11 protein-coding genes are annotated in these 14185 nt (G+C 71.4%); 1 reads left to right on the forward strand and 10 read right to left on the reverse strand.

The annotated features are described in order from the left end of the window. Positions 1–2: 2 nt before the first annotated feature. The 5 genes from OWM54_RS26750 to OWM54_RS26770 form a co-directional block, all read right to left on the reverse strand. On the reverse strand, positions 3–1652 hold the full coding sequence (locus OWM54_RS26750; protein ID WP_267699324.1) for an ABC transporter substrate-binding protein: 1650 nt from the start codon (positions 1650–1652) through the stop codon (positions 3–5). After that, positions 1649–2494 (reverse strand): glycoside hydrolase family 16 protein, encoded by an 846-nt coding sequence (locus OWM54_RS26755; RefSeq protein ID WP_267699325.1) that lies wholly within the window; start codon positions 2492–2494, stop codon positions 1649–1651. The genes OWM54_RS26750 and OWM54_RS26755 overlap by 4 nt, the downstream gene beginning before the upstream one ends. Beyond that, entirely contained in the window at positions 2491–3717 is a 1227-nt protein-coding gene (locus OWM54_RS26760) for an ROK family transcriptional regulator (protein WP_223746967.1), read from the reverse strand. The genes OWM54_RS26755 and OWM54_RS26760 overlap by 4 nt, the downstream gene beginning before the upstream one ends. Before the next feature lie 43 nt (positions 3718–3760). Beyond that, on the reverse strand, positions 3761–4504 hold the full coding sequence (locus tag OWM54_RS26765) for a hypothetical protein (protein WP_267699326.1): 744 nt from the start codon (positions 4502–4504) through the stop codon (positions 3761–3763). 512 nt (positions 4505–5016) lie between these two features. Further along, positions 5017–7086 (reverse strand): hypothetical protein, encoded by a 2070-nt coding sequence (locus tag OWM54_RS26770; protein ID WP_267699327.1) that lies wholly within the window; start codon positions 7084–7086, stop codon positions 5017–5019. A 166-nt stretch (positions 7087–7252) separates the two neighbouring features. Between OWM54_RS26770 and OWM54_RS26775 the strand changes: the two genes are divergently transcribed. After that, on the forward strand, positions 7253–7888 hold the full coding sequence (locus OWM54_RS26775; RefSeq protein ID WP_267699328.1) for a hypothetical protein: 636 nt from the start codon (positions 7253–7255) through the stop codon (positions 7886–7888). Here the strand turns inward: OWM54_RS26775 and OWM54_RS26780 are convergent, their stop codons facing one another. The 5 genes from OWM54_RS26780 to OWM54_RS26800 form a co-directional block, all read right to left on the reverse strand. Beyond that, positions 7889–9937, reverse strand: coding sequence for a TonB-dependent receptor plug domain-containing protein (locus tag OWM54_RS26780; protein WP_267699329.1), 2049 nt, complete (start codon positions 9935–9937; stop codon positions 7889–7891). An 86-nt stretch (positions 9938–10023) separates the two neighbouring features. Further along, on the reverse strand, positions 10024–11037 hold the full coding sequence (locus OWM54_RS26785) for a PEGA domain-containing protein (protein WP_223782667.1): 1014 nt from the start codon (positions 11035–11037) through the stop codon (positions 10024–10026). 57 nt (positions 11038–11094) lie between these two features. After that, complete coding sequence (locus OWM54_RS26790) at positions 11095–12309, reverse strand: serine/threonine-protein kinase (RefSeq protein ID WP_267699330.1); 1215 nt, start codon at positions 12307–12309, stop codon at positions 11095–11097. 119 nt (positions 12310–12428) lie between these two features. Then, complete coding sequence (locus OWM54_RS26795) at positions 12429–13226, reverse strand: imm11 family protein (protein ID WP_267699331.1); 798 nt, start codon at positions 13224–13226, stop codon at positions 12429–12431. 83 nt (positions 13227–13309) lie between these two features. Beyond that, positions 13310–14017 carry a metallophosphoesterase family protein gene (locus OWM54_RS26800; protein ID WP_267699333.1) on the reverse strand — a complete coding sequence of 236 codons (708 nt, stop codon included), beginning with the start codon at positions 14015–14017 and terminating at the stop codon, positions 13310–13312. Positions 14018–14185: the final 168 nt, after the last annotated feature.

The following is a 14185-nucleotide window of genomic DNA, read 5'->3' on the forward strand; positions in this document are numbered from 1 at the left end:
GGTCAGGGCTCCCTCGGCGTGAGGGTCGTCAGCACCAGCAGGCTGTCCGGCTCGGCGTGCGGGGACAGCCGCGCGTACGGGTTCGCCTCGGAGGGAAAGCCGGTGAAGCGCTTGGAGTTGGCCTCACCCCAGGACGGGTTCGGGAACAGCGGAATCGCGGGCGCCGTCTCCGAGAAGCGCCGCTGCACCTGCGCCATCAGCGCCTGCTGCTCCTCGCGCGAGTCGGTGCCCTCGAAGCGCTCCAGCAGCGCATCCGTTCGTGCGTCGCCGTAGCGCTGCCAGTTCGCCGCAGCCACCTCGCCCACCGGGCGCACCGTCGCCGACGACAGCATCCACTTGTAGAAGGTGTACGGCGTGGGCCCGTCCAGTGACCACGAGATGGCCAGCTGGAACTCGCCCTTCTGCAGCCGCGCCTGCCACGCGCCGAACTCGTACGTGCGCAGCTGCGCCTGCAGCCCCAGCTTGCGCAAGTCGCGCGCGACCACCTGGCCCGCGCGCACCCAGTCGGACCAGCCGCCCACCACCTCGATGTCCAGCGTCAGCGGCAGGCCGTCCTTGCCACGCCGCAGCCCGTCCTCGCCCGCGATGAGGCCCGCCTCGTCCAAGAGCCGCGCCGCCTCCTTCGCGTCGTGGCGCACCCACGCGTCGTCCGCGACGTCCGCGTCCCGCCAGCCCGCGTACGCGTCATTGAGGCCCGTGGCGTCCGCCGGCCGCGTGTAGCCGTACATCGCGATTTCGACCAGCCGCTCGCGGTCCAGCGCCATGCTCAGCGCCTTGCGCACGCGCACGTCGTCCAGCGGCGGCCGCGTGGTGTTCGGGTAGAGGAAGACGGTGCTGCCGTAGAGCGGGAACCAGCGCGCGTGGTGCTTCGGGTCCTTGGACACGAAGGTGCGGTCCACCGCGGGGACGAAGTTGCCCGCCCAGTCCACCTCGCCCTCCACCAGCGCCAGGTTCGCCTGGTCATTGGTGGGGAACGCCAGGAAGCGCAGCGCGCGCACCGCGGGCTTGCCCGGCTGCCAGTAGTACGGATTGCGACCCAGCTCGTACACCTGGTTGCGGAACAGGCTCACCTGCGTGAAGGGGCCGGTGGCCACCGGGCTCGGGTTGGTGAACGTCACCGGGTCCGCCACCAACTCCCAGATGTGCTTGGGGACGATGGGCTGCGCGGCCAGGTCTCCGAAGCCCGGGATGAACAGGCGCGAGAACTGGAACGCCACCGTGTACGGCCCCTCGGCGCGCACGTCCGACAGGAAGCGCCACACGCCGCCCGCGTCCAGCGCCGCGTGCTTGCGCAACAGCTGGAACGTGTACGCCACGTCCTCCGCGCTGAAGGCCCTGCCGTCGGACCAGCGCACGCCCTCGCGCAACGTGAATCGCAGCGTGCGGCGGTCCTCGGACCACGCATGCCCGGTGGCGAGCCACGGCGTGAAGCCGCCGGTGGACGGCGTGTAGAGCTCCAGGCACTCGTAGATGCCCGCGCGCGTGGGCCAGCGCGAGCCCGCGCCCGGGAACAGCGGGTTGAAGTTGCGCACCCACGCGCTCTGCTGCTCCACGGAGACGAACAGCGTCCCGGGCGGACGGGGCCTGGGCTCGTTCGAGCACGCGGCCAACGTCAGCAGGAGGAGGGAGAGCAGTGAGGCCGCGGGCCTCATTCCGCCCTCGCGTAGACGCGCACGTAGTCCACGCGCATCGTCTGGGGGAACTGGGTGGTCCCGTCGATGGGCCCCACGTAGTTGCCGCCCACCGCGATATTCAGGATGAGGAAGTGGGGATGGTCGAACACCCAGCGCCGGCTGGCCGGCAAGTCCTTGGGCGTCACCTCGAGGAACGCGACGTCGTCGACGAACCAGCGGATGCGGTCGGGGTCCCACTCCACCGCGTAGAGGTGGAAGTCCTCGTACAGCTTGCCCCCGCTGACCACGTGCTCGCCGCCGACGTTCTCCCCGCCCGAGTAGCCCGGGCCGTGCAGCGAACCCCGGACGATGGCGGGCAGCTGGCCCCGGTGCTCCATGATGTCGATTTCGCCGCACTCGGGCCAACCGACCTGCGGGAAGTTGGCGCCCAGCATCCAGAACGCCGGCCAGATGCCCTTGCCGGTGGGCAGCTGGATGCGCGCCTCGAAGCGGCCGTACGCGCGCTCGAACTTGCCGCGCGTGTTCAGGCGCGCGGAGGTGTAGTCGTTGCCCTGGTAGCGCTCCTTGCGCGCGGTGATGACCAGGTGGCCCTCGCCATCCAGTGACGCGTTCTCCGTGCGCGCGGTGTTGTGCTCGTACTGGCCGTTGCCCCAGCCGTCTCCTCCGACGTCCGCGTTCCACCGCTCGGGGGAGGGTGGGGCGCCCGGTGCGCCGTCGAACTCGTCCTGCCAGACCAGCCGCCAATCCTGATGCGAGGGCTGGTGGATGGTGGGAGGGGGCTCGATGCTCTTGGAGCGGGCCGGGTCACAGGCCACGCTCCCCAGGAGCAGGCACCACGCGAGGAGTCGGCTGGAGGTCATGCGATTCTTCCGACGTGTTGGAGTGGGAACAGCGTGCGGTCCCGGAGGGCCGCCTGGAGCACGAGCGTCGCCGCGCCCACCGCGATGGACTTGTCGCCCAGCGCGGAGGTGACGATGCGCGTCTCCGCCATGGACGTGGACAGCGCGCGCTTGCGCACCGAGGTCCGCAAGGGGTCCAGCAGCAGGTCCCCCACGGAGGAGATTTCTCCGCCGAGCACGACGATGGCGGGGTTGAGCAGGTTGAGCAGGCCCGCCACCGCGATGCCCAGGTACTGGCCCAGCCCGTCGATGATCTGCCGCGCCGCCGCGTCTCCGGCGCGCGCGCCCTCGACGATTTCGCGGATGGTCGGCGCCTTGCGGCCCTTGGTGCCCATCAGCTCCCGCGCGCGCTCCACCAACGCGCCGGACCCGATGAGGGTGACCAAGCAGCCGCGCAGTCCGCACAGGCACGGCGGCCCCGCGGAGTCCACGGCGATGTGGCCAATCTCTCCGGCCGTCCCTCCGGCGCCGCGGTACACGTCGCCGTGGATGATGTGGCCCGAGCCGATGCCCGTGGCCAGCTTGATGTACGTCAGGTCCTCCCCGTTGATGCCCGCGCCCCAGTAGCACTCCGCCAGCGCGCCCAGGTTCGCGTCGTTGTCCACCAGCACCGGCAGGTCGAACGTGTTGCCCAGCGCCTCGCGCACGTCGTAGCCGCGCCAGGCCGGCAGGATGAGCGGCGAGAGCTTCCCCGGCGCGGACGGGTGCACCGGGCTGGGCGCGGCCACGCCCAGGCCCACCACGGACTTGCGGGGCACGCGCTCGGCGTCCAGGCACTCCTGCACCAGCGCCCGGATGGACTTGAGCGTGCCTTCGGGGTCGTTGCGCACCTGCTGCGCGCTGTTGCGGTGCGTGCGCACGCGGCCTCGCAGGTCCGTGAGCACGACGGTGACGTGGGTGGCGCCCATCTCCACGCCGAGGATGCTGAAGGCGTCATCCCGGAAGCCGATGAGCGTGGGCCGGCGGCCACCCCGGGACACGCCGGCGCCGATGCTGCGCACCAGCCCGGAGTGCTCCAGGTCCGCGACGATGGCCGACACGGTGGACGGGCTGAGCTCCGTCCTCCGGGCAATCTCCGCCCGGGAAATCTGGCGCTCGCGCCAGATCATGTTCAGCAGCAGGCTGCTGTTCTGCGCCCGCATGCCCGCCGCGTCGACCGTCCGTGCCGCCGTTCCCACTTTCATCGTCCCCTTACGCTCCGTTCCACCGCGTGGAGGATGGTGGGGGTCACCGCCACTGGATGTCGTCGATGAAGAAGACGACCGGAGAGGGCTTGCCTCCCGCGACCCAGCCAAAACCACCCACCACCTTCCGGTATCGGACGCGGCTGACGTCGATTGTGTACTCAGTTGGCGTCGTCGTGAGCGTCACGTCGCCGGTATCCAGCGTGAATCCGTCCGCCTTGGTGCTCAGGCCGGCCAGGAACTTGACGACCTCGCCGCCCGAGGCTCCCCAGGCGTAGAAGGAGAGCACGGAGGCGCCGTCCGGGATTTCGAAGCCGGGCAGGTCGCCCCAGTTGCTCTCCGGGTACTGCCACCACACGCCGCCCCAGTTGTTGCCGCCCACCGTATAGGTGAACTTGTGGCAGGTGCCCTTGCCCGTGCCGGGCCGAGGCGAGGCGCACTCGGACGCATAGGTGATGGTGCCCTGCTCGCCGTCGCCCATGTAGCCGCTGGCCGCCCAGTGGCTGTCCACCGCCAGGGGCAGCGTCACCGTGGGGCCCGCGTCCGGCGTGCCCGCGTCCGGGGGAGGCCCGCCCGCGTCCGGTGTCCCTGAATCAGGAGTCCCCGAGTCAGGCGTCCCGGAGTCGGGCGCACCGGCGTCCGGCGTCCCCGCGTCGGGCTTCGTCCCCGCGTCGGCGGGCGGGTCTTGCGTCTTGTCGTCCTCTTCCGGGTCACACGCGCCGAGCAGACTCATGGCGGCGAGCATCCCCGCCGCGGCACACGTCCAGGCGAAACGCTTGTGCTGCATGGGCTTCCCCTCCCTGCTGGAAAACTTCGTTCTTGCTGCGAAGAAACCAGTCGACGCACACAGGTGGCGCTCGCACGGTGCGATGCGTCATGAAAAGCGCTCTGCTTCAGAGGAGCGTGCGGTGAATCACGCCGTGCCCATCGCCCACACCCCCGGGGCCCACCGTCACTCCGCGACGAACCGGCGCCGCATTCGTTCGAGTGGCGAAGAAAGTACCAGTGACGTCTGGCGGATTGCAAGTTCGCGCACGTCTGCGTTTGCGGCGCGCGCAGGGCACAATGCCTGACGCGACGCGGCGGTGGCGCTGGTGAGAGTCATTGCCCACGCGGGCGCGAAGTCGTGAAGGCTGGCGCGCGGCGGGGGCGGAAAACTTCATTCGTCGAGCGAATGAAGTGGGGGCGGGACGGGGTGCTGCTCACGTCCGGTGTCGGGAGGAACGACGAGGCCGGCGGACACGATAGCGGGTGTCCGCCGGCCAGGACAAATCGAGGCGGTGTGCGAATGCAGCGCGGTTACGGGCTGGCGGTGAGCAGGTTCGTCATGGAGACGACGAAGGTGTAGTAGCCGCCGCCGTGGGTGGGCGGGGGCGGGTTCTGGCGCATCCACGCGGCGAGCTGCTCGGGGGTGCCGTTGGGGAGGGCGGTCCGGGCCTGCTCGAAGTAGTTGAGGAAGGTGCGCACGCCGGAGTTCGCGGGGGTCGTCTGTCCCTCGGGCGCGATGAGCCCCATCAGCTGGTCGATTTCGGAGGGCTCCAGGTCGAAGGCCTGGGCCACCTCCCGCAGGCCGGCGGTGTCGGTGAGGCGGCGCGTCACCAAATCCCTCATGCGTGGGAAGTCGAGGCCGAGCGCCGCCAGGTCGCGGGCCTGGCTGGGGTAGGTGGACACGAACTCCACGCGGGCCGCGGCGTCGGGGATGCCGAACGCGGTGGCGCGCTCGGTGACGGCGCGGCGCACCTCCTCGTCGCGCAGGTAGCTCTCCCGGGCCTGGCCAATCTGGTTGAGGACGAAGAGGGTGGCGGCCACGGCGAAGCCCGGGGCGCCGGTGAGGATGCCCGCGAAGGACAGGGCGCCCGTGACGACGCTCGCGGCCTGCACGGCCACCTGGATGTGGGTGCCCTGGTTCTGCTCCTGGCGCGAGAGCAGCTCCACCACGTTGAGGCTCGCGGCCACCATGCCCAGGATGTTGCTGGCCTTGCCCACCAGCTTCGCCAGGGCGGGGGCATTCGCCGCCAGGTTCGCCGTGTGCTGGGCCGCTCCCTCGAGGACGGGGAACCTGCCGGCGGCGGAGGAGGTGACGCGGTGGAGCACCGACGCCACGGTGCCCAGGCTGAGGCTGACGGCCGCGGCGCCCATGCCCACCTTGCTCAAGGGGCCGGTGATTCCCAGCAGGACGTTGGGCTCGGAGAACACCTCGGGCCGCGTGAACATGGCCACCGAGAGCGCGGAGGTGACCAGCGACATGGCGCCGGCGCCGCCCTGCGTGGCCGCGTGGGTGGACAGCGCGGTGAGGGCGGCCACGTCGCCAGTGACGGCGCGCGACAGCGTGTCCAGCGTCGCCTGGGGGTTGGGGCCCAGGATGCTGGCCTGGACGCTCGCGGGCATCGCGTCGATGAGCGCGCGGCTGGCGGCCACGGCCTGCTCGGGCGTCTGTCCCTTCGCGAGCGCGTCCGCCATGGTGGCGTTGAGCGCGGGGCCGTAGACCTGGGCCTCCAGGTTGACGCCCGCGCCGCTGGCGAGGGTGGTCATCAGCGGGGCGTTGTTGGCCAGGAAGTCCACCGCGGCGCCCGCCTGGGGCGAGTCGGCGACCAGGGCCAGGCCCTCGAACAGCGCGGCCGCGGCGGTGGGCGTGGTGTAGGGCGAGCCCGCGTGGTGCTCGGCGAGGTAGCTCGTGAGCGCGTCGCCGTTGGCTTCGAGGTGGGCGGCGAAGTCGGCCACGGCCGCGTCGCGCGCCGCGTAGACGCCGGCGTTCTGCTCGCGGTAGCCGGCGATGTACGCGTCGCGCTCCTCGGTGGTCAGCGTGGGGCCGAGCAGCGCCAGGTCGTTGGCGAGCTGCACCTCCGTCGCGTCGACCGCCTGCTGCGCCGCGGTGGCGGAGGCGGACAGCGTCTGCATCCGCGCGTACGCCTCCGCGCCCGTCAGGCCCGGCGCGACCTGGGCGCGAGAGGTCGCCGTCGTGCCCTCGGGCCCACCCCCGCGCGAGACGAGGCCGCCGTTGCCCGTGCCTCCGAGCAGGTTGCCTCGTCCTCCGTTCAGGAGGCTCGCGCTGGCCCCGGAGCCATTGAGCAGGGCCATGCCGCCGTTCATCAACATCCCCGCGGTGACTGTGCCGCCGCTGCCCTGGCCCCCGTGCTGCGTCGGCACATGAGGCCCGGGCTTGCCCGCGCCGGCCGTGTCGCCGTTCTTCGCGGCCCACTTGCGGAGGTCCGACTTGCGCGTGTCCTCGGCCTCGAAGCCGCTGTCCTGCTTCTGGTAGCGCGGCGTGGGCGGAGGAGGCGGCGGTGGCGGAGCCGGCCGGGCGGCCTCGGCCTCGGGCGGCGGCGTGGGAACGAACGACGGGGATGGGCTGGACGGAATCCGGGACATGTCGCGCGACCTCGCGTTGAAAACTTTCAACGGAAGTGTCGCGGCCCGCGCGTCGTCGGGTGAATTAAACCGAGTTAAATCCGCGCCGCCTCGAGTGTCTTCGGCACGGAGCCCGGCGGCTGGGAATCGAGGCCCCGCTCCTCCGTTGTGGAGGTCCATGCGAGCGATGAAGCGACGAGAGGTCCTGGTGGGGTTGGGCGCCTGCGCGGCCGGCGCGGTGGTGGGAGCCTGCGCGGAGGCGGGTGGGGCGGTGCCCCGGGCGCGGCCGGACCTCTACGCGTGCGAGGGCTGTGAAGCGGTGGCCGAGCGCGCGCCGGAATCGATGACGTCCCGCGTCCAGCTCGCCTCGTCGACGGAGCCGGGCGAGCGGATGGTGCTGACGGGGCGGGTGCTGAGCCCTGGCACGCGAGCCCCCGTGGCGGGTGTCATCGTCTATGCCCATCACACCAACGCGCAGGGGCTGTATGCGAACGGGGGCAAGGAGACGACGTGGAGCCGGCGTCACGGCCGGCTGCGAGGGTGGGCACGGACAGGGAAGGACGGTGTCTACACGTTCGACACCATCAAGCCCGCGCCCTATCCGGACGGTTCGATGCCCGCCCACGTGCACCTGTTCCTCGGCGAGCCCGGCCGCGCTCCGTACCACGTCGATGACGCCGTGTTCGACGGCGAGTACGGCGTGACGGCGGAGTACCGCGCGAAGCAGGAGCTGCGCGGCGGCAGCGGCATCCTCAAGCTGTCACGCTCGCCCGCAGGCGTGTGGCTGGCGACGCGGGACATCGTGCTGGAGCTGCATCCCTAGTCACGGCTCGCTCAGCGCCGGGTCGAACAGGTAGCTCAGGCGGACGAGGAACTCGCGCGAGAACACGGGCAGCGGCGCATGGCCGCCGTTGTACGGCTGGGCGATGCGGAAGTTCGTCCCGAGGATGTTGTAGACGCCCGCGCCCACCTCCAGCCCTGGCGTGAGCACATCCCGCGCGCGCACGTAGAGGTTGAGCAGCAGCTGCGTCGGCAGCTCCTCCACGGCCGAGCGGCCCTGGTCATCCGGCACGTCCACCGCGAAGCGCCGCCCCACCAGCACCGCCGTCGGGTTCACCGACAGCCACGGCTTGAGCTTCAGGCTGCCGGACAGCGAGGCCTTGTGCGTGGGCATCCCGGTGAACGCGTTGGAGTGTCCGGGCACCTGGTAGTCGGCCACGTCGTTGCGGCCCGAGGGCGCGTAGAACGAGTAGCTCAGCGCCACCCGTCCCCAGCTCCCCTTCAGGTGGTAGTCCAGCTCCACGCCCCGGCTGCCGAGCCGCCCCAGGTTGCGGTACGCCTCCTCGTTCGTCACCGCGTCGTACGAGTAGATGATGGGGTCGGAGACGCCCACGTCGAAGGCGTTGGCGCTCAGCGCGTGGCCCTCGCCCAGGCGCAGCGTGCCCTCCAGCTCGTACACGGTGGTGCGCTCGGGCTTCACGTCCGCGCCCAGGCTGATGTTCTCGATGCCCGGCGCGCGGAAGGCGCGGCTGAACAGCGCCTTGCCGCTGAACGGACCGAAGGCGCGCAGGAGCACCAGCCGCGGCACGAAGGAGCTGCCGAAGGCGCTGTGGTTCTCGTACCGCGCGCCCGCGACCACGGTGGCGATGGGGTTCTCCGAGAACGCCTCCACGAAGCCCGCGACGTTCAGATAGGAGACGCTCGTCGCGCCGTCCGCGCCGAAGGCCGTCTGCAGTCCCACGTCCGCGGGCCCCTCCAGCCGCCCCTGGTCCGACGCCACGTCCACGCCGCCGGTGAGCTGCAGGTAGTCCAGCGCCGCCCAGCGCGCCATCGTCCGGCCGCGCAGCCGCATCACCCGCTTCTCGTAATAGAACTCCGAGCCCTGGTCCGTGTCGCGGAACGGCTCGGCGAGCGTCAGGTTGAAGCGGGGGATGATTTCAAGCCGCTCGCTCGGACGGAAGCGGTTGCTCAGCTCCGCGTGGAAGGACTCGAAGTCGGTGGCCGCGGGCGCGTCCAGCACCTCGTCGAAGGCGACGATGGCCGACGTGGCGAAGCGCTGGTACAGCACGCTCAATTGCAGGTCCCGGTAGCCCACGCCCGCCTGCACCGTCGTCGGGTCCAGCTTCGTGTTGCCGCCCAGCTGCGCGGTGTTGCCGAAGAAGTCCTCGAAGCGCCCGTCGCTGCGCTGCCCTTGCCCCAGCGACGCGGAGGCGAAGACGCTCAGGCCCGGCGCGGACTCGAACACCTTGCGGCCGGACAGCGTGAGGCTGCGCCGCCCGTTGACCGACTCCAGCTGGCCATAGGTGCCCGACACCATCAGGTCCGAGCTGCCCTGCACGCCGCGGGTGATGACGTTGATGACGGCCAGCTCCGCGTTGCCGCCGTAGATGACCGAGCCGGGGCCGCGCACCACCTCGATGCGTTCGATGAGCTCCACCGGCAGCTCGTTGCCCAGCTGCATCGTCGAGTAGAGCTGCTCGTTGAGCTCCTTGCCGTCGACGACGAGCAGCACCTTGCCCTCGTAACCCCACAGGCCGCGGAAGCCCGGCCCCACCGTGCCCTGCGTGTCCACGCCGAAGAAGAAGCCCGGCACCTGGAGCAGCACGTCCATCAGGTCGCGCGCGCCCGAGTCGCGAATCTCCTCCGCCGTCAGCGACGTCACCACCGCGGGCGAGTCGCGCAGCCGGGTGATGGCGAACGAGGCCACCTGGCTGTGTACGTCCGACTCCCCGTCCAGCGGCAGCTCCTCCTGCGCGCGGGCCTCGGGCGCGGGCTCGGACGGGGGCTCGGGCTCCTCCCACTGGGCGAGGGCGGGAGACGCGCACAAGAGCAGCGAGAGCAGACCGGGGCGGAGCCGATGACGGCGGACCATGGTGACCTCCAGGCAATGACGGGGCGTGGGCGTCCAAGGCCCTCGCGGAGATTCGGAATGGGAGCGGTGCGGGGAACGAGAGGCTTTCAGCGCACCCGGACGGCGACACGACGGCCTGCTTCGACCTCGACGCTCATGCGACGCTTCACCTCGCCGTTGACGCGGACCTCCACGCGGGCGGGGCCGGCGGGGAGGTTCTGGGCGACGAGGGGTGGAAAGCCATAAGGGCGGTTGTTGACCCAGACCTCGCCGTAGAGCGACGGGGAGCTGATGTCGAGCTCCCCTCGCCCCGTCGCCTCGGCCTTCACCGCCACGGGCGCAGCGGCGGCGACGGGGGGCGTGGGCTGCGGCTCGGTGGGCGCCGTGGTGGCCACGGGGCGCGGAGGGGCGGGCGGCGCCAGCTGCTCGCTCACGTCCCGGTTGAGGGAGTGCACGCCGTCCTCCTCCAGCACCACCGTCTCCTCCATCAACCGGCGCTCCCCCTGCGCGAGCGCCACCCGGTAGGTGCCCGGCCGCAGCGGCAGCCGCGCGGGCGTCATGTCCACCGCCTTGCCGTCCACCTGCACCACCAGCCCCGGAGGCGTGGAGGTCACCAGCAACAGCCCGTTGCGCGGCTCCTCGACCACCGGGGGCGGCTCCTCCTTGGTGTGCTGCGGGCTCGCTCGGGACGGACTCGAGCGCGAGGGCTTCGCGCGCGGCGGCGTCCGCGTGACGGCGGGCTCCCGCGCCGGCCTGGCCGGCTCCACGCGCGTCCGGTCGCGCTCGCGGGACTGGAGGTCCGTGGCGATGCGCAGGAGCTCGACCAGGTCTCCGCCCGGCGTCCTTCGCAGGCTCAGGGCCTCGGTGAACTCGCGGACGGCGATGTCGTAGTCGCGGTCCTCCAAGGCGGCGAGCCCCGCGGCGCGGCGGGCGCGGGACAGCCCCTCGTTTGCGTCCTCCGAAGGCGGCGCGGGGGCGGTGACGGGCGGCGTGGGGGTGGCCGAGACGGGAGGGGGAGGAGGCACGTCCGACGCGCGGCGCTTGCGCACGACCACGTACGCCATGGCGTTGATGGCGAGCGTTCCGACGACGATGACGGCAATCCAGGTCTTCTGTTTCATCCGCTTCTCGGTCTCACCGCGCGCGCCGCGTCCACCCCGGCGCGAAGGCCGTCACCCTCAGGCGACGAAGTACCAGAACAGGGCACTGGCACAGATGGCGGCTCCGGCCGTCAGGACCACGGGCCAGGGAAAGGGCGGCTCGCCCACGGGCAGGGGCCCGGGAGGCGGACTGTGCACCGTGGCCGACGTGCGCTCCTCCACCGGAGGCCCGGGCCGCGCGCCCGGCACGTCGTCCAGGGGGGACATGTGCCCGGAGGACATGCCGCTGCCGGACACCCCGCTGAAGGCGGCCAGCGCCGCGCCCGTGTTCCCGGGGCGGTCCGCGGGGAACAGCGACGTCACCAGCGACGCCAGCTCGCGCCCGCCCGATGTCCAGTGCTGCGACGCGCGGAAGCGCTCCAGGTCCATCGCCAGCTCGCGAGCGCTCTGGTAGCGCGCGTCCGGCTCCTTCTCCAACAGCCGCAGGATGATGCGCTCCAGCTCCGGCGCGAAACCCGGTGACACCTGTGATGGAGGCGTCACCTGCACCTGCGTGGCGGCGACGATGGTCTGCTCCACCGTCTCGCGCTTGAACAGGCGTTTGCCGGTGGAGGCCTCGTAGAGGACGATGCCCAGCGAGAACAGGTCCGAGCGGTGGTCCAGCTCCCGGTTCGTTATCTGCTCCGGGGACATGTACGCGTACTTGCCCTTCACCACCCCCACGCTGGTGCGCTCCACGTTGACCGCGCTCTTGACGATGCCGAAGTCGGCCAGCTTGACGATGCCGTCACGCGACACCAGCACGTTGCCCGGCGTCACGTCCCGGTGCACCAGCTTCAGCGGCGTGCCGTCCGGCAGCGTCTTCGAGTGCGCGTACGCCAGCGCGTCCGCCACCGCGATGCCCACGTCCACCGCCACCCGCTGCCCCAGCGGGAAGGCCGACTTCCACGCGTGCCGCAGCACCCGGTCCAACGACTGACCCTGGATCCACTCCATGGCCAGGTAGTACTGGCCATCAATCTTCCCGAAGTCGAAGACCTGCACGATGTTCGGATGCGTCAGCAGCGCGGCCACCTTCGCCTCGTCCGCGAACATCCGGCTGAACGCCTCCAGGTTGGCGTACTCCGGCAGCACCCGCTTGATGACACACGGCTTGGAGAAGCCGTCCGGACCGTCGATGGAGGCCAGGAAGATGTGCGCCATCCCCCCCGCGGCCAGCCGCTGGAGGATTCTGTACTTCCCGAAGAAGGCCTCTTCCACGGGGGCCGGCACCGGCACGTCGAGCCTGTCCAACGGTCGCCTCGGTAAAAACCTGTAAGGCGAGAAAGATACATTCCGTCTGACTACCCCTCAAGTTCGTGACTCTCGGAGTATCAGCCAGGCGGGCGTCTCGAGCGTCGGGGGCCGGTGGGTCATTCGCCGCGCGGTTTGCGCCGGCTCTTGCGGCGGGGTTTGCGTCGGGCGGGGGGCGGCCTGGTCACCTCGGCGAAGCGCACGCCGCTGACGCCCGCGTGCTCCAGGGCCTCTTTGATGCCCTCGGAGACGATGAGGCTGACGGGCCAGCCCCAGGTGCGCAGGACGCGGGCGCCGCCGGTCTTCTCCGGGTCGATGCGCAGGCCCTTCACGGTGCGGTAGTGGCCCACGCGCTCGGGAGGGGCGTCCTGGGCGGTGTAGTGGGCGACCTCCGCGCAGGCGCGCTCGTCGATACAGCGCATCAGCCGGGTGGCGACGAGGATGAAGTACGGCTCGCTCTCGCCCTCCACCTCCACGGGGAGCAGCTGCACGTCGTCCGGGGCCAGCTCCCGGAAGACGGAGGCCACGGTGGCGTGGACCACGGGGGTGAGCCCCGCACCGGCCAGCGAGAAGTCCAGGGGCCGCCCCGGGGGCTCGACGGTGAGCTTCAGCCGCCCCCGCTGGAGCACCGGGGCCCCCGAGGTGAAGAACCAGACGGAGTCGAGCTTCCGCCCCTCCACGGACACCGGGTCGCTCAGCTCCCGGCGGGCCGGGTGGCGGAAGTCGTCGTGCAGGTCGAAGTAGCGGGCGGCGCGGGCCGTCCTCGGGGGAGCTCGCCGCGCGGCGGACGCACGGCGGGGCCTGTCCGGAGTCTCCTCGGAAGGTGCCGCGCCCATGCGTGGAGTCCCTTCGGAGGAGGCCGGACCCGGAATGCGCCGCGCGAGCAGCCGGAGCGCCTGGGTGAGCCGCCTGAACATCCGCCGATGTTACTTCGCACCTCCCGGGTGGGGGCGAGCGGAACGTGAGGGCGCCCGCTCGCGCGCCTCCCTGGCCAGGCGGCCTACCAGGAGGTGTGCAGCGCGTAGCGGCCCGCGCGGGTGTCCAGGCTGAGGAAGGAGAACTGCCCCTCCGAGCAGGTGCCGCTGTTGAGGAACAGCCGGCTGCCGTGCTCCACCTTCATGCCCAGGTGGGTGTGGCCGGTGACGACGACGTCCGCCTGCTGCTCGTGGGCCCGCGCCAGGGCCCAGCGCTGGAAGGTGCAGCGCTCCGGGTCCGGCGTCGCGTGCGTCAGCCGGACATCCAGCGCCTGGAACATGCGGAACATCGCGTGCAGCCGCATGCGCCTGAGCCACGCGCCCGTCCACACCGCGGCCTCCGACAGCCAGCGCGCCTTGCGGATGACCCAGTCGTGGTGGTGACCGTGGGTGAAGAGCATCCGCACCCCGTCCGCCTCCAGGACCAGCTGCTCGGGCGCCCCCAGCACCGTGCCCGCCACCAGGTCGTGGTTGCCGTGGATGTAGTGGTACTGGGGCTGGGAGAAGCGCCGGACCAGCTCCGGGTGGGCGGCGCGAGCGGCCGCCAGCTCGGCCGCCTGGCGTCCCGGGGTCCTGGAGGTGAGCGTCTCGAAGATGTCCCCCAACAGGACGATGCGCTCGAAGTCGTCCTCCAGCCCCCGCAGGAAGCGCAGGAAGGCCGTGTCCTCGTGGCCGAAGTGGTCCGCCACGTCGCGTCTGCCCAGGTGCAGGTCCGAAATCACCGCGATGCGCATGGCGTGCCCTGTTCCTCACCCGGTTTGCCCCGCAAGGCTGCGCACGCCCCCCGCGTCGCGCCACGAAATCCGCGGGCCCTGTCGCCGCGCGGATGTTCCCCACCTCCGGGACTCTTCCACCGGCGGTCACACTTCGGGTTGCCTTCGTGTCGGTTGGACACTAATAAT

Source organism: Myxococcus sp. MISCRS1 (genome assembly GCF_026626605.1).
In the GTDB taxonomy this organism is placed as follows: domain Bacteria; phylum Myxococcota; class Myxococcia; order Myxococcales; family Myxococcaceae; genus Myxococcus; species Myxococcus fulvus.

Excerpts from the sequence above, each read along its gene's own strand:
- OWM54_RS26760 (WP_223746967.1), bottom strand. The coding sequence starts at position 3,717 with ATGAAAGTGGGAACGGCGGCACGGACGGTCGACGCGGCGGGCATGCGG.
- OWM54_RS26765 (WP_267699326.1), bottom strand. The coding sequence starts at position 4,504 with ATGCAGCACAAGCGTTTCGCCTGGACGTGTGCCGCGGCGGGGATGCTC.
- OWM54_RS26785 (WP_223782667.1), bottom strand. The coding sequence starts at position 11,037 with ATGAAACAGAAGACCTGGATTGCCGTCATCGTCGTCGGAACGCTCGCC.
- OWM54_RS26780 (WP_267699329.1), bottom strand. The coding sequence starts at position 9,937 with ATGGTCCGCCGTCATCGGCTCCGCCCCGGTCTGCTCTCGCTGCTCTTG.
- OWM54_RS26795 (WP_267699331.1), bottom strand. The coding sequence starts at position 13,226 with ATGTTCAGGCGGCTCACCCAGGCGCTCCGGCTGCTCGCGCGGCGCATT.
- OWM54_RS26755 (WP_267699325.1), bottom strand. The coding sequence starts at position 2,494 with ATGACCTCCAGCCGACTCCTCGCGTGGTGCCTGCTCCTGGGGAGCGTG.
- OWM54_RS26770 (WP_267699327.1), bottom strand. The coding sequence starts at position 7,086 with ATGTCCCGGATTCCGTCCAGCCCATCCCCGTCGTTCGTTCCCACGCCG.
- OWM54_RS26750 (WP_267699324.1), bottom strand. The coding sequence starts at position 1,652 with ATGAGGCCCGCGGCCTCACTGCTCTCCCTCCTCCTGCTGACGTTGGCC.
- OWM54_RS26800 (WP_267699333.1), bottom strand. The coding sequence starts at position 14,017 with ATGCGCATCGCGGTGATTTCGGACCTGCACCTGGGCAGACGCGACGTG.
- OWM54_RS26775 (WP_267699328.1), top strand. The coding sequence starts at position 7,253 with ATGAAGCGACGAGAGGTCCTGGTGGGGTTGGGCGCCTGCGCGGCCGGC.